At 73.3% G+C, this 14,654-nt stretch carries 13 protein-coding genes; 3 read left to right on the top strand and 10 right to left on the bottom strand.

Going from position 1 to position 14,654, the window contains the following annotated elements:
• Positions 1–89: 89 nt before the first annotated feature.
• Positions 90–1,604 carry a hypothetical protein gene (locus tag SACTE_RS25510; protein ID WP_026359133.1) on the top strand — a complete coding sequence of 505 codons (1,515 nt, stop codon included), beginning with the start codon at positions 90–92 and terminating at the stop codon, positions 1,602–1,604.
• On the opposite strand, the gene SACTE_RS25505 is transcribed toward SACTE_RS25510, so the two are convergent.
• Genes SACTE_RS25505 through SACTE_RS25495 form a run of 3 tightly spaced genes read right to left on the bottom strand, consistent with a single transcriptional unit; the run spans position 1,573 to position 5,818 of the window.
• On the bottom strand, positions 1,573–2,817 hold the full coding sequence (locus tag SACTE_RS25505; protein ID WP_014048898.1) for a hypothetical protein: 1,245 nt from the start codon (positions 2,815–2,817) through the stop codon (positions 1,573–1,575). The genes SACTE_RS25510 and SACTE_RS25505 overlap by 32 nt on opposite strands.
• Positions 2,814–4,526, bottom strand: coding sequence for an LPS biosynthesis protein (locus SACTE_RS25500; RefSeq protein ID WP_014048897.1), 1,713 nt, complete (start codon positions 4,524–4,526; stop codon positions 2,814–2,816). Before SACTE_RS25500 ends, SACTE_RS25505 begins: the two co-directional genes overlap by 4 nt.
• The gene (locus tag SACTE_RS25495; RefSeq protein ID WP_014048896.1) at positions 4,523–5,818 is read right to left on the bottom strand and encodes a glycosyltransferase family 4 protein; all 1,296 of its coding nucleotides are present in this window, start codon (positions 5,816–5,818) and stop codon (positions 4,523–4,525) included. Before SACTE_RS25495 ends, SACTE_RS25500 begins: the two co-directional genes overlap by 4 nt.
• A 117-nt stretch (positions 5,819–5,935) precedes the next feature.
• Between SACTE_RS25495 and SACTE_RS25490 the strand changes: the two genes are divergently transcribed.
• Positions 5,936–6,385 (top strand): adenylyltransferase/cytidyltransferase family protein, encoded by a 450-nt coding sequence (locus SACTE_RS25490; RefSeq protein WP_014048895.1) that lies wholly within the window; start codon positions 5,936–5,938, stop codon positions 6,383–6,385.
• On the opposite strand, the gene SACTE_RS25485 is transcribed toward SACTE_RS25490, so the two are convergent.
• Positions 6,354–7,085, bottom strand: a complete 732-nt coding sequence (locus SACTE_RS25485; protein ID WP_014048894.1) for a CDP-alcohol phosphatidyltransferase family protein — start codon at positions 7,083–7,085, stop codon at positions 6,354–6,356. The genes SACTE_RS25490 and SACTE_RS25485 overlap by 32 nt on opposite strands.
• Positions 7,086–7,270: 185 nt before the next feature.
• Between SACTE_RS25485 and SACTE_RS25480 the strand changes: the two genes are divergently transcribed.
• Positions 7,271–7,639 (top strand): nuclear transport factor 2 family protein, encoded by a 369-nt coding sequence (locus tag SACTE_RS25480; RefSeq protein WP_014048893.1) that lies wholly within the window; start codon positions 7,271–7,273, stop codon positions 7,637–7,639.
• A gap of 5 nt (positions 7,640–7,644) precedes the next feature.
• Here SACTE_RS25480 and mnhG read toward each other — a convergent pair whose 3' ends face one another.
• The 6 genes from mnhG to SACTE_RS25450 are packed head-to-tail and all read right to left on the bottom strand — an operon-like array spanning position 7,645 to position 14,365.
• Entirely contained in the window at positions 7,645–8,034 is a 390-nt protein-coding gene (gene mnhG, locus SACTE_RS25475; RefSeq protein WP_014048892.1) for a monovalent cation/H(+) antiporter subunit G, read from the bottom strand.
• Positions 8,031–8,363 carry a monovalent cation/H+ antiporter complex subunit F gene (locus tag SACTE_RS25470; RefSeq protein ID WP_014048891.1) on the bottom strand — a complete coding sequence of 111 codons (333 nt, stop codon included), beginning with the start codon at positions 8,361–8,363 and terminating at the stop codon, positions 8,031–8,033. The genes mnhG and SACTE_RS25470 overlap by 4 nt, the downstream gene beginning before the upstream one ends.
• Positions 8,360–8,992 (bottom strand): Na+/H+ antiporter subunit E, encoded by a 633-nt coding sequence (locus SACTE_RS25465; RefSeq protein WP_014048890.1) that lies wholly within the window; start codon positions 8,990–8,992, stop codon positions 8,360–8,362. Before SACTE_RS25465 ends, SACTE_RS25470 begins: the two co-directional genes overlap by 4 nt.
• Entirely contained in the window at positions 8,989–10,644 is a 1,656-nt protein-coding gene (locus SACTE_RS25460; RefSeq protein WP_014048889.1) for a Na+/H+ antiporter subunit D, read from the bottom strand. The genes SACTE_RS25465 and SACTE_RS25460 overlap by 4 nt, the downstream gene beginning before the upstream one ends.
• A complete protein-coding gene (locus SACTE_RS25455) occupies positions 10,641–11,468 on the bottom strand; it encodes a Na(+)/H(+) antiporter subunit C (RefSeq protein WP_014048888.1) in 828 nt (275 codons plus the stop codon). Before SACTE_RS25455 ends, SACTE_RS25460 begins: the two co-directional genes overlap by 4 nt.
• Positions 11,465–14,365 (bottom strand): Na+/H+ antiporter subunit A, encoded by a 2,901-nt coding sequence (locus tag SACTE_RS25450; protein ID WP_014048887.1) that lies wholly within the window; start codon positions 14,363–14,365, stop codon positions 11,465–11,467. The genes SACTE_RS25455 and SACTE_RS25450 overlap by 4 nt, the downstream gene beginning before the upstream one ends.
• Positions 14,366–14,654 lie beyond the last annotated feature (289 nt).

Here is a 14,654-nt window from a genome sequence, read left to right as displayed (position 1 = left end):
CACGGGACAGCCCTGAGCCATCGGGCCGCCCCGAGTGGGCTGATTCGTTAAGGTGTTGATCGGTCCGGTGATCGGCCGAACGGGGGGCCATGACGTCCGTGCACGAGGCTTCGCCACCGCCCGCGCCGGGCCGGGCCGGCGCTCCGCGCCCGCCGGCCGGGCCGCCGGGCAGATCCCTGTCGTGGGCGATGCTCTCGCGGGCGCTCGCGGTGCCGCTCATCCTCGGGCTGGTCTGCTTCCTGCCCGCCGTGATCGCGGCGCAGCCCGGTTCCGGCACCCGGGACACCACGTACTGGCTGCAACTGGTCCTGACCTGCTACGCCGGGGCCCGGCTCGCCACGATGATCCTGTCCACCCGGCGGCGGCTGCTCCAGGGCGTCTTCTGGATGTTCGTGTACATCGCGATGGGCGTCGCGCCGTTCGCCCAGGTGGTCATCGGGCAGACACCGACGCCGATGGTCGGGCCGCGCTCGGACCTGGTGACGGCGGTGTCGATGGTCCTGATGGGCTGTGCGGCGTTCGACCTGGGGGCGCTGCTGGCGTCGCGGCGGCCGCTGCGCCGCAGACCGGCCCGGGGCGGACACGGCCCGGCGACCGCGCACCGGGTGCGGCTGCGGCTGCTGGTGGTGCTGGCGTTCGCGGCGAGCGGCTACTACGTGCTGAAGCTGGGCGGGCCCGCGGTCTTCTTCACCAGCCGGCAGGAGATCAGCGCGTCGTTGGCGCAGAGCGGGGTGGCCTCGGACGGGTCCAACGTGGGGTCGGCGTTCCTCAAGGGCTTCGGCACCGTACCGGCGCTGCTGGCGCTGCTCTTCCACACCCGCCGCCTGGCGACCTCGCGGACCACCCGGCGCACCCCCTCGACGGTGCTGGTGTGGGCTGCCCTGGCGGTCCTCAACCTCGTCGTCAACAACCCGATTTCCAATGCCCGTTACTGGTTCCTGACGGTCCTTGTTTCGCTGTTGTTCACCGCGTTCCCGAGCAGTGCGGCGGTCTACCGGTCGGTGCTGACCCTGGGGGTGGTGGGCGCGCTGGTGCTGTTCCCGTACGCGGACCGCTTCCGGTACGACGACGAGGGCTACCGGCCCGTGCGGTCCGCCTCGGTCTTCGAGCCGCTGGCGACGAAGGACTACGACCAGACGGTGATGTTCGCCAACACGGTCTCCTGGGTGGACACCCGGGGTCACACCTACGGCCGCCAACTGGCGGGCTCCGCGCTGTTCTTCGTCCCGCGTGCGGTGTGGAGCGGGAAGCCGGAGGACACCGGGGTGCGGGTGGGTGAGTGGATGGGGATGAACATGACCAACCTCTCCGCCCCCCTGTGGACCGAGCTCTGGGTGGACTTCGGCGCGGTGGGCATGGTGGGCGGGCTGGCCCTGACCGGTTATGCGGCGGCCCGCACGGACCGGCGGTACGCGCTCGCGGTGACCCGGGCGGGCCCCGGGCCGGGCAGTGTGCTGGCCGTGGCCGCGCCGGTGATCGCCGGGTACACCTTCATCCTGCTGCGCGGACCGCTGCTCCAGGCGGCCGGGAAGCTGGCCGTCGTGGCGCTGTGTCTGGCGCTGGTCACCAGCTTCAGGACCGGCTCCCGGCGGGGGTCACGCTGACGGTGTCCCCTCCGCCGGCCCGGTCGCGGCGCAGCCGGGCCACCCGGGTCCAGGTGGCGGCGGCCTTGCAGACGGAGCCCAGGCAGAGTCCCCAGGCGGCTCCGGGGACCCCGGCGAGCGCGTAACCGCCCGCGAGGAGGACGACGGAGAGCAGCGAGAAGACCACCTGGACGGCGAGGGTGGTGCGCGGATCCAGCATGCGCAGGGCGAGCAGCCCGCAGGTCCCGGCGGCCATGGCGGCGTACTGGCTGCCGGTCGCGGGCAGCAGGGCGGCGGCCGTGGGCCAGGTGTCGCCGAGCAGGTGGCGGCCCGCCGTGCCGGGCAGCAGGGCCAGCACGGTGGTCCAGGCCGCGGCGGTGGCGGCCAGCACGGCGGCGAGGGCGGCGGTGGCCCGGACCCGCCGGCGGTCCCCGTCGAGCCGGCCCAGCAGCGGGGGGCCGAAGCTGGTGGCGGAGGTGAAGAGCACGTTGAGCGGGCCGAACAGGGTGGTCGCGCCGCGCAGCGCCCCGACCACCAGCGGGGAGCCCACGGCACCGAGCCCGAGGACGGAGAGCTGGCTGGTGGCGTTGCCGACGCCGAACTCGACGACGAACCTCCGCCCGAGGTGCCCGGGGCGCAGCAGGGGCCGTATCCGCAGGGGCGTACCGGCCGTACGGCGGTGGAGGAGGGCGGCGGACAGCAGCAGGGCGGGCAGCGCGGACAGCCCCCACACCAGGACGAGCCGTGCCGCGCCCGCCCCGTGGGTCCGGGTGGTGAGGGCGGCCAGGACACAGCCGAGCCGCAGCACGTCGGCGAGCAGCGCGAAGTGGGGCAGCTGGAGGGTGGAGAAGGCGTAGCGCAGGGTGTCCTGGCCGAGGACCACGGGCAGCACCAGCCCGAGCATCGCCAGCGCCCGGGCGGTGTCGCCCGGCAGGAGGAGGCAGACGGCGGCGAGCGGGGCACCGACGGCGGCGGCGGCGAGCAGCGTGAACACGGCCGCCGACCTGCACGCTCCGGCGACCTCGGCCCCCTCGCCGCGTCGCAGCACCAGCGGTTGCCCGGTGTAGGCGCCGAAGACGCCCAGCAGCACGGTGAAGACGAGGTAGACGGCGGAGAAGCGGGCGAAGCCGTCCACGGTGGAGAGCCGGGCCGCCGCCACCAGCACCAGGATGTTGGTCAGCGCGGCCACCGCCTGGTCCGCGACGGAGCAGACGATCGCGGCGCGTGCCCTCACGGACGTCCGGCGGGGGTGCCGAAGGGGCTGCGCAGGCCGAGGGTCTCGGTCGGGTCGCCGCTGGTGCCGTCCTGGCGGGGGTGCCCGGACCTGGGGTCCGGTGCACCGGTGCCGCGCCGCCTGCCGGACTTCTTGCGTCCGTCGTCGCGCTCGTCCCTCCGGGCCTCCTTGCGGGCGCCCTTGCGGGCGGGGTGGAGCAGGGCGCCGAGCACCGTGCCGCCCGAGGCGCCGATGATCTCGCGGATGCGCTCCAGGTCGCTGCGGTGCACCTCGCGCGGGTCGCAGACGACCACGACGCCTTCGACGCGGTCGACGAGGGCCACGGCGTCCGCGTACGAGAGGACGGGCGGGGCCAGCACGATGACGACGGCCCCGGGACGGTCGCCCTCGGAGAGGATCCGTCCGACGGGCGCCGAGGTCAGCGCCCGGGGCACGTTGTCCACCGGCTGCCCGGCGACCAGCGTGAAGGCCCCGGACCCCGGTACGTCGACGTTCGAGCGGCTGCCGGCGGGCCAGCCGCCGTCCTCCTCGCCCGGGGCGGCCCGGCGGGGCCCGGCCTCGCGGGCCACCGAGCCCAGCCGCGGGGCGAGCGAGGGGGTGCGCAGGTCGGCCTCGACGAGCAGCACGTCGCGGCCCATCTCGGCGAACGCGGCGGCCAGGTTCGCGGCGGCGGCCGCGGCCGCCGCGTTGTCCCCGCGCGGGGTCGTCACCAACAGCCGGCGGGCCCGGGCGAACGCCGGGTCGTAGGCGAGCCGGAAGGCGACGGCCCGGTACTCCTCGGCGAGTCGGCTGCCGCCGCGTCCGATGGCGAGCAGGGTTCCGGCCGATCCGCGCTCCCGGGGCAGGGTGCCGAGGAGAGGGGCGCCCAGCGACCGGACCAGCTCGCGGGTGGAGCGTACGGCCGGATCGAAGACCAGGCGCACCCAGGACAGCAGCATGCCCAGCGCGAGGCCCACCACGCCGCCGAGGCCCAGCAGGAGCGGGAGGCCCGCACCGGTGGGGGTGGTGGGGACGACGGGCTCCTTGTTCAGATAGCCGGGGGTGGTGTCGAGCGCCTTCAGCTCGACGATCTTCCGGTTGAGCTCGGAGATGGCGACGACGAGGTTGGCGCGGGCGCTCTCGGTGTCGTCGGCCGCGCTCCCGCCGGCCTGCTCCGCCAGCTGGTCGCGCTGCTCGACGAGGGGCCTCAGCTGGGCGCGGTAGCCGTTCACCATGTTGTCGATGCTGCCCTCGGTGCGCTGTCGGCGTATTGCGAGGTAGGCGTCGGCCAGTGCGTCGGCGCGGACCTTGGCCAGGACGGGGTCGGTGGTGGTGTAGGCGAAGCGCAGGGTGAGGGTGTTGGGCGGGTTGGTGACCTGGAGGCCGCGCAGCAGCGTGCGCGCGTCGGCCTTGTCGCCCTTCGCCGCGAGGCTGCGGGCGGCCAGGGTGCCGACCGTGTCGCTGACGGCGGTCTGGCGTTCGGAGCCGATGTTGATGCCCTTGTCGGCGGAGGCGCCGGTGGCGAAGGGGTCGGCGGTCGCGGATCTGACCTGGACCTCGCCGGTGGCGGTGTAGGTGTCCTCGCCGCTCAGGGCGAGGAAGGCGCCGCCCAGGAGGCCGATGGCGACACCCAGGGCGAGCAGCGTCCGGTAGCGAAGGAGCTGGCGGAACTGGTCACGCAGGAGGGCCGGTTCGTCCTGCTCCTCCAGGGTGCGGATCGGATGCGTCATCGGCGTGCTCCCCCTTGTGCGTGGCCTGGCGCCTCGGGCCGTGTGTCCCCCAGTGCCTCGGCGAGCAGGGCGTCGAAGCGGGCCAGGCCGGCCTCGCGGCTCAGGTGGCGGGCGACGTAGTCGGGCCCGCGCGCGCCGAGCGCGTCCGCCGCCGCCGGGTCCTCGGCCAGTCCTCGTACGGCGGCCAGGAGCGCGCCGGGGTCCTCCGGGGCGACGAGGACCCCGGCGCCCGCGCGGCGCACCTCGTCGGCGGTGCCGCCCTCCCCGGCGACGGAGGCGACGACGGGCCGCCCGGAGACGAAGTACGAGGTGAGCTTGGACGGCACGCTCATGTCGAGCACCGAGGCCCGCTGGGTCACGGCGAGCACATCGGCCGCGGCGAGCACATCGGTGAACTCCGCCGCGTCCGCGGGCGGCAGGAAGTCGACGTTGGGCAGCCCGGCGGCGCTCGTACGCAACGCCTCGCGCTGGTTGCCGTCGCCCATCAGCACGACCCGGATGTCGGGGGCCAGCCGGGCGAGCCGGACGAGGACGTCGAGCCCCTGTTTGAGCCCCATGTTGCCGGAGTGCAGCAGCACGGGGGTGCCCTCACGCCAGCCGAGCCGGGCCCGGGTGGTGGCCCGGTCCCCCGAAGGAGCTCGCACGTGCGTCCAGTTGGGCACCACCCGGATGCGCCCGGCGTCCACGCCCAGGGCCTTGACGCCCGGGACGAAGCTCTCGTGGATGACGCCGACGAGGGCCGCGCCGCCGAGGGCGTACCGCTCGGCCGCCGAGGCGGCGGAGGCCGCCCGGCCGCCACCCCGGATACCGCTCTGCGCGGCGGCGGCGCCCATCAGGTCCTGGACGACGGGTACGTGCGGGACCCGGTGGCGGCGGGCGATGCGGGCACCGATGACACCGTCCGCCAGGCTGGGCATCTGGGAGACCACCGCGTCGGGGCGGCCCGGCGGCGGGGCGAGCAGCCCGTGGACCAGGAACGACGCTTCGAAGGCGGCGCGGCGCAGCGCGCTCTGCCGGGGCGGGACGTAGTGGCGGCGCCGGTGGACGCCCACCCCCCGCAGGCTCTCCTCGCGACGCCACACCCCCCGGTAGGGCTCGTCGGTCCGCCAGGCCGGGTAGTGCGGCATGCCGGCCAGGACCTGGGTGTGGGCGCCGGACGCAGCCCAGTGCTCGGCGAGCTGGGTGGCGTACGGGCCGATGCCCGTCACCTCGGGTGCGTAGTTGGTGGAGACCACGAGGAGCCGGCGGTTCTCGAGCGGTCGGTGCGGCCTGTGGCCCTCAGCGTCGGACATCGGACGGTGGCCTCCCCCCAAAGCAGCCTCTGCGCCGAGCTTATCCGTTCACGGGCTGCTCAAGTGCTCTTCACAGTAAGGTCGTTGGACCAGTTCCACCGTGGGGGGAGAGAACGGATGGTGCAGCACAGAGTCGGATACGCCCCGGGGGTGTACGACCTGTTCCACGTCGGTCACCTCAACATCCTGCGGCACGCCCGCAGCCAGTGCGACTACCTGGTGGCCGGGGTCGTGTCGGACGAGATGGCGACGCTCGCCAAGGGCCACAAGCCGGTGATCCCGCTGCGGGAGCGCCTGGAGATCGTGCGCAGTGTGCGCTTCGTGGACGCCGCCTTCGTGGAGACGGTGCCGGACAAGATCGAGACCTGGCAGCAGGTCCGCTTCGACGTGATCTTCAAGGGGAACGACTGGCGGGGCACGGACAAGGGAGCCCGCCTGGAGCGCGACTTCGCCGAGGTCGGCGTCGAGGTCGTCTACTTCCCGTACACGGTGCACACGTCCAGCACCCAGCTGCGCCGGGCGCTGGACGTGCTCGTCAGCCCGCCCGGAGCGCTTTCAGCTCCCTGAACCACTTGACCAGGAACGCCACCAGGAACAGGGCGTGCACCACGGCCAGCGCCGCGTATCCGGCGCGGAAGGCCGCGGGGGCACCGAGCAGCAGGAAGACCAGGCAGAACACCCCGTAGTCGGCGGGCAGCAGTGCCACGGCCCGCACCCGCGACACCGGGGCCGGGGCGCCGGCCGCGAGGCTTGCGGCACCGGCAGCGGCCTTGCCCAGCTGTTCGCGCAGCAGTCCCGCGCAGAAGGTGAGCACGGCGGCGAACTGGAAGCCGATCGGTAGCAACAGCCATGTGGCGGACGGCAGTTCACCGAAACGGTGGAAAGAGATCAGTACGGCGGTGTGGACCAGGATCATCTTCGCGCAGTCCACCACATGGTCCAGCCACTCACCGTCCGGGCCTCCCCGTCCGGTCAGCCGGGCGAGCTGCCCGTCGGCCGAGTCGAAGGCGAAGCCGAGGGCGAGCCCCGCGTAGACCGCCACCCCCAGCCACCACCCCGGTTCCACGAGGGCGACGGCGGCGATCGACGCGAAGGTGAAGCCCGCGCTGATCCCGGTGACGTGATTGGGTGTCAGTCCGGCCCGCCAGGCACCTGCGGCCAGCAGGCGGCCGGCCGGCCGGTTCAGGTACCGCGAGTAGAGCGAGACGCCCTTGGACGACTTCTGTGCGCCGCGCAACGCGCGCAGCGTCGTACCCGTGCTTCCCATACGCCCCCCAGCGACCGGTCACCGCGACCGGTGCATCATGGCAGACATGGGGTGACCGGCGTGGGCCGACTCCTCGCCTCGATCCGGACCGCATGACCCGGCAGGTAATCGACGTCCCCCGAGCCCCGGGAGAAGCTGTTCCCGTCGCCGCGGAGCACCGCGGTACCGAGGGAAGGGACGTCACCATGACGGTTCACCAGGACGCTGTGCGGCGCTACTTCGCCGCGTGGAACGCGGGCAGCGCCGAGGAGCTCGGCAAGGCGGTGGCCGCCGGATTCACCGAGGACGCCACCTACACCGACCCGCTCGCCGACGTGCGCGGCCACGACGGCCTGGCCGCCGCGATCGGCGGGGCGCAGGAGCAGTTCGCCGGATTCGACTTCGTCCTCACCGGCACCCCGGACGCCCACCACCACCTGGTCCGCTTCACCTGGGACCTGGTCTCCCGGGCGGACGGCTCCTCGCCCGCCGCCGGTTTCGACGTGATCGCCCTCGCCGAGGACGGCCGGATCAGCTCGGTCAGCGGCTTCCTGGACCGGCTGCCCGGGGCGTAGGCGGGTCAGTCCTTGCCGGAGCCCGGCTCGGGCTCCGGTTCGGGGGCCCGTTCGGTGAGCTGTTCGTCCAGGTCGTCGATGAGCAGCTCGTCGTGCTCGATCTGGCCGGTGCGGTACGCGGAACGGGCCACCAGGTGGGAGGCGACCGGGCTCGTCATCAGCTGGAAGAAGCCGATGAGGGCCAGCGTCGCCAGGTCCGTGCCGCTGCGCATCCGCAGCGCGACGCCGGCCAGGACGAGCAGCAGCCCCAGGGTCTGGGGTTTGGTCGCCGCGTGGCTGCGGGAGAGGACGTCCGGCAGCCGCAGCATGCCGATCACCCCGAGCAGGCAGGTCGCCGCGCCGAGGAGGACCAGGGCGGCGCCGAGGGTGTCGGTGAACTGCGTCCAGACGCTCATCGGGGGCCCTTCCCGTCCGCCGGGCGCGCCGGCGCCGGACGCGAGGGCGGCCGGTCGCGTACGGCGATGAAGCGGGCGATGCCGACCGAGCCGGTGAAGCCGAGGAAGGCCAGCACCAGCATGATGGGGAAGTAGTAGGGGTCGCGGGCCATCGCGGACTTGGCGCCGAGCCCGGCGATGATCAGGGCGGCGAGGACGTCCAGGGAGATGGCCCGGTCCAGCATGGAGGGGCCGCGCCAGATCCGGTACAGCAGCAGCGCCCCCGCCACGACGACGATCACGACGGCGGCGACCAGGAGGGCCCGGTCGACGGTCTCCGGTGCGCTCATGTTCCCTGCCTCCCGTTGTCGTCCTGCTCCTGGCCCGGTGGCGGTTCCGCCACCCGCTCGATCTCGTCGCTCGTGCCGAACGCCCTGACGGTCAGCCTCTCCAGGCGCCAGACCGAACGCCGGGCCGCCTCCAGCGCGGCCGGCTGGTCCGCGTCCAGGACGTGCAGGAAGAGCGTGGCGGTGGCTCTGCGCACCTCGATGACCGAGCCGCCCGGCACGTTGGACACCGAGACGGCGGTCGCGGCGAGCATCAGGTCGCTGCGGCAGCGCAGCTGTACGGCGATGACGGCGGGCCGGTGCGGGTAGCCGGTGAAGATCTGCTTGGTGACCTTCACCCCGGAGGTGTACATGTCGTAGAGCAGATAGCCGGCGAGGACGACGATGCCCCAGGGGTGCAGCCGCAGCCCGAGGTCCACGCGCGGCAGCGGGAACGCCAGGGAGACGAAGACGGCGACGATCGCGCCGGTGATGACGTTGGCCCAGGTCAGGGTGGACCAGAGCAGCACCCAGATCACGGTGAGCCAGGCGATCAGCGGCAGGTCGAGCACCCGGCGCCGGCGCCCGGCGAACTCGGCGCTGAACGGCGGGAGTTCGGGGTCGCGGCGGGAGAGCGTGATCAGGCGTTTCACCGGCCGAGCACCGCCTCGGTGTAGGGGCCGCGGTCGATCAGTTCGGCGGCCGCGCGGTCGGTGAAGGCGGTCAGCGGGCCGGCCAGGACCGTGAAGGCGAGGCCGAGGGCGACCGCCGCGACGGTTGCGGCGGTCATCGCGCCGGGCGGCCGGGTGGTGGTGGTGACGGCACGTCCGTGCAGGCTCGCGGCGACGGCCTGCCCGGCCGGTGCCGGTGCGCCGCTGACCCCCTCGTCCCCGGAACCGGGGATCCGGTCGGGCCCGGTGTCGGAGTCGGAGTCGTCCGAGTCGTCGGAGTCCTCCAGCACGGTGCCGTAGGCGGCCTGGTCGGGCGGTTCGGCCCGCCAGAACGCGAGGTTCCAGACCTTGGCCATCACGTACAGGGTGAGCAGGCTCGTCGTGGTCGCTCCGGCGACCAGGACCCACGCCCAGGCGCTGCCGTCGGCGACCCCGGCCCGCATCAGGCCGAGCTTCCCGATGAAGCCGGAGAGCGGCGGGATGCCGGCGAGGTTCATCGCGGGGACGAAGAAGAGGACCGCGAGGAACGGGGCCGACTTGGCCAGTCCGCCGATCCGGGTCAGTTCGTTGGTGCCGCCGCGCCGTTCGATGAGTCCGGCGACGAGGAAGAGTGTGGTCTGCACGGTGATGTGGTGGACGACGTAGAAGATCGCCCCGCCGTACGCCTCGCGGGAGGCGAGCCCGATCCCGAAGATCATGTAGCCGATGTGGCTGATGAGGGTGAAGGAGAAGAGCCGTTTCAGGTCGGTCTGGGCGACGGCGCCGAGGATGCCCACGACCATCGAGAAGAGGGCCACGGCCATCAGCAGGTCGCCGAGCCGGTTGCCGGGGAAGAGCAGGGTCTCCGTGCGCAGCATGCAGTAGACGCCGACCTTGGTCAGCAGGCCGGCGAAGACGGCGGTGACGGGGGCGGGTGCCGTCGGGTAGGAGTCGGGGAGCCAGGCCGCGACGGGGAAGACGGCGGCCTTGACGGCGAAGACGGTGAGCAGCATCGCCTGGATCAGGGTCTGCACGCCGAGCGGGAGTTCGGGAAGCCGTGCCGCGAGCTGGGCGAAGTTGACGGTTCCGGCCGCGGCGTAGGTCATGGCGATGGCGGTCAGGAACAGCATCGAGGAGAACAGCGAGATGATGACGTAGGTCGAGCCGGCCCGGACCCTGGGGCCGGTGCCGCCGAGGGTGAGCAGGACGAAGCTGGACACCAGCATGATCTCGAAGGCGACGAAGAGGTTGACGAGGTCGCCGGCCAGGAACGTACAGGACACCCCGGCCACCAGGATGAGATAGGCGGGGTGGAAGACGGCGACCGGCGTCTCCTGGTCCCGGTCGGCCATGCCCTGGCCGAGCGAGTAGATCAGGACGGCGAGGGTGACGGCCGAGGACACGGTGAGCATCAGCCCGGACAGCCGGTCGGCGACCAGGGTGATGCCGAGCGGCGGCGGGAAGTCGCCGAGGTCGACGTGGAGGGGTCCCTGCCGGTCGGCCGCCACCATCAGGACGACGGAGAGGCCGAGTACGGCGCTGAGCACGGCGACGCTGATGAAGCGCTGGAAGCGGGCGAGCCGGGTACCGAAGGCGAGGCTCAGGCCGGTGGCGCAGAGCGGCAGCAGCACCGGCAGGGGAACGAGCGCGTTCATCCGGCGGCTCCTCGGTCGGGATCGGAGGGATCGGGTCCGGCGGGGCCGGAGCCGTCGGCGGGGCCGGAGCCGTTGGCAGGGCCGGAGTCGTCGGGTCCCGGGTCGTCGGGGCCCGGGGCTCCCCCCGGCCCGTCCGGACCATCGGGCTCCGCGTCCCCGGGGGTGGAGGGCGAGTCCGACGGTTCGGCGCCCGAGTCGTGGGCCAAGGCGTCCGGGTCGAGGTCGGCGGGCTCCGCGGCGGAAGGGGCGCGGGTTCCCCGGGCCTCCGGGTAGTCGTCCAGGTCGGCCCCCAGGATGTCGTGCCAGAGGTCGCCCGTGGCGTCCCGGCCCCTGGCCTGGAGGGCCCGGTCGGCGCGGAGGCGGGCCCGCAGCCGGCTGCGCTCCTCGCGGTAGCGGTCACGGTCCTCGGGCGTGCGGTCGGATTCCGTCAGGTACTCCTCCCGGATCTCCTCCCACTCGCCCCGCACCTCCGCGCGCAGGGCGATGCGCCGGTCCTCCAGGTCGTCGTGGACCTCGTCGGTGCCGGTCAGCTGGTGGCTGCGGTAGGCCATGGCGAGCAGGAACGCCGTGGTGGCGAGCGTGATGACGATGGCGGTGAGCGCGATGGCCTGGGGCAGCGGGTCGGTGACCCGGCCCAGCGCCACGCCGTAGAGCAGGGGGGCCTCCCCCGCCCTGCCGGTCGAGGAGATCACCAGCAGGTTGATGCCGTTGCTCGCGATCACCGCGCCGAGCAGGATGCGGGTCAGCGGCCTGGTGAGCATGAGGACGCCGCCGACCGCGCACAGGACCACGGCGGTCAGGAGCAGGGAGACGCTGACGGTCATCGGCCCGTGCCTCCGCTTCCGGACTCGGCCGGCGCGAGCGCACCGGCCGCCCGCTCGATCTGCCGGTCCACCTTGGCGCCGAGCGCGCGCACGATGTCCAGGACGACACCGAGCACCAGGAGGTACACGCCGCAGTCGAAGAGGACCGGCGTGCCGATGTGGAAGTCGCCGATGACGGGCAGGTGCCCGTGGTAGGTCCAGGCGTGCAGCACCGTGCCGTCGACGAGGCCGAGCAGGGCGACGCCCGTGGAGAGGAAGAGCCCGAGGCCGGTGAAGAGCCCGGGTTGCAGGGGGGCGGCCTCGGCGAGTTCGAAGCGTCCGCCCGCGAGGTAGCGGGTGATGAGTCCGAGCCCCGCCACGAGTCCGCCGACGAACCCTCCGCCCGGCATGTTCTCCGCGCAGAACAGCAGGTACAGCGAGAGGACCAGGATCGGGTGGAAGACGAGCCGGGCGACCACTTCGAAGACCACGGAGCGGTGTTCGGGCGCGAGGGTCGATCCGGCGGCCAGCCAGGTGCGTTCGGGGGCGGTGTCGTCGCCCTGCGGCACCCCGGTCAGCGAGGTGGTGCTCAGCGACCAGGCGGTCTCGCCGTGCAGTTCTCCCGGCTTCATGTCGGCTTCGCTGCGGCGGTGTACGTAGATGAGGCTGGTGACCCCGATCGCGGCGGCGGCCAGCACCGCCGACTCCCCCATCGTGTCCCAGGCACGCAGGTCGACCAGGATGGTGGCCACCACGTCCTTGAGGCCGTGGTGGGCGGTCTCCTCGACCATCGCCGCACCCGCCGGCGGTGCGACGCGCGCGGCGGCCGTCACCCACAGCGCCACCCCGAGGGTGGCCGCGCCGCCCAGCGCGACGGGAACGCGGACCGCCCGCCGCCAGGGGCTGACGGACTCCTGGAAGTGCACCGGCATCCGGCGCAGCACGAGCACGAACACGATCATGGAGACGGTCTCGACGCAGAACTGGGTGAGCGCCAGGTCCGGGGCGCCCTGGACCACGAAGAGCAGGGCGGTGCCGTACCCGGTCAGCCCGGCCAGGACGACGGCCTTCATACGGCGGCTGACGGTCAGGCAGAGCAGCGCGGCCGCACAGGTCAGCACCGCCACCCCGCCCTGGAGCGGGGTGTCCCACAGCCGGGGGGCGGCCGCCCCGTCCCAGGGGCGGTCCGTGAACAGCACCGCCAGCTGGCCGCCCAGCATCACCAGCAGGGTGGTGGCGAGGTACACGGAGAGCGAGCCGCGCTGGACGAAGCCGGTGACCTGGAGGGCGAGGCGTTCCAGGCCGAGCAGTATGTGGCCGAAGACGCTGTCGGCGGTCGGCCAGGCGACCCGCCGGGAGAACCGGGTGACGGTGGTGCGCGCCGCGAAGAGCAGGGCGCCGCCGGCCCAGGTGGCGGCGGACAGCAGCAGGACCGTTCCCCAGCCGTGCCAGAGGGCGAGGTGGAAGGGGTGGGGGGAGGCGGGGAACGTGTCGGCGTAGGCGCTGAGCAGCCCGTCCGTCCAGCCGACGCCGGGGCCCAGCACCAGGCAGGCGAGCGCGAGCAGCGCGGGCGGCGCCAGGAAGGCGGGCCCCACCCGCTGCACGGGGGTGTCCTCGACGCCGGGCTTGCGGGCGAAGGCTCCCCAGACGAAGCGGAGGGTGTACGCCACGGTCAGCACCGAACCGGCGACGGCGACGGCGAGCACCCAGCGGTCGGCGGTGTCGCCGTGCAGCAGCGCGTCGAAGGCGGCCTCCTTCGCGGCGAAGCCCAGGAGCGGGGGGAGGGCGGCCATGGACGCGGCGGCGAGCACCGCCGTCGCGCACAGCCAGGGGGCCGTACGGCCGACGCCGGAGAGCTTGCGGAGGTCACGGGTGCCGGTGGCGTGGTCGATGATGCCGGTGACGAGGAACAGCGCGGCCTTGAAGAGGGCGTGCCCCAGGATCATGGCGGCGGCGGCGAGCCCGGCGTCCCGGTTGCCGGCCCCGGCGAGCACGACGAGGAAACCGAGCTGGCTGACGGTCCCGTAGGCCAGCACGAGCTTCAGGTCGTTGAGGCGCAGCGCCCGCCAGCCGCCGAGCAGCATGGTCGCTCCGCCGAGCACGAGGACGACGGGCCGCCACAGGGGTACGTCGGCGAAGCCGGGGGCGAGCCGTGCCACCAGGTAGACGCCCGCCTTCACCATGGCGGCGGCGTGCAGATAGGCGCTGACGGGAGTGGGCGCGGCCATCGCGTTGGGCAGCCAGAGACTGAACGGCCAGATGGCGGACTTGGACAGGGCCCCGCACAGGACGAGGGCGACTGCGACCGACACGGCGAGTGTGGCGTCGGGCGGGTCGGCGACGATCGCGGAGATGCGGTAGGTGCCGGCGGCCTGACCGATGATCAGGAAGCCCACCAGCATGGCGAGGCCGCCCAGTGTGGTGACGGTGAGTGCCTGGAGGGCGGACCTGCGGTTCTGCTTGCGTTCGCTGCCGTGGCCGATCAGCAGGTAGGAGAAGACCGTGGTGAGCTCCCAGAAGACGTAGAGGGAGATCAGGTCGTCCGCGAGGACCAGGGCGAGCATCGCGCCGGTGAAGGCGAGCAGGTTGCCGGCGAAGGAGCCCAGCCGGGGCGAGTCGTCGGTGAAGTACGAGGCGCAGTACAGCAGGACGAGCGTGCCGACCCCGGCCGCGAGCAGCACCATGAGTTCGGCGAGTGCGTCCAGGCGCAGTCCGAGCGAGACGTCGTAGTCCGGGATCCACTTCCAGGACCAGGTGGCCGCCCCTCCGGCAGCCGTGCCGCTCCATTCGGTGACCGCCCACACCGTGGTGGCGGCGGGCGGCAGCGCGAGCACCAGGAAGGCGCGTCGGCCGAGCCGGCGCACCAGCGGGACCGCGAAGGCCGCGAGGGCGAAGTGGCAGACGATGAGCGTGATCACGACGGGGAGACCGGAGGGACAAAGGGCGCAGAGTGAGCGAAGGGCACCGAATACAGATATATCCCCTGGCTCCGTTCACCCGTCCGGCGCGCCGCGTGAGGCGCGGACCACTGGCCCCGGGACGCCCCGGACAAGGCCGGCGCACGCTCCGCTGTGGTCACAGAGAGGCGTGTTCCCGGAGTCCCGGGCTCCACACTCCGTCAGCCGGATCCGCTCGCGGCGCCCTTGCGGAACAGCTGCCTCCGTGCCGCCTCGCCAGAGGGCGACCCCGTGGACGTGCGGGAATCGC

The sequence above is a fragment of the Streptomyces sp. SirexAA-E genome, from assembly GCF_000177195.2.
Taxonomy (GTDB): domain Bacteria; phylum Actinomycetota; class Actinomycetes; order Streptomycetales; family Streptomycetaceae; genus Streptomyces; species Streptomyces flavovirens.
This window is presented reverse-complemented; position numbering and strand designations above follow the sequence as displayed.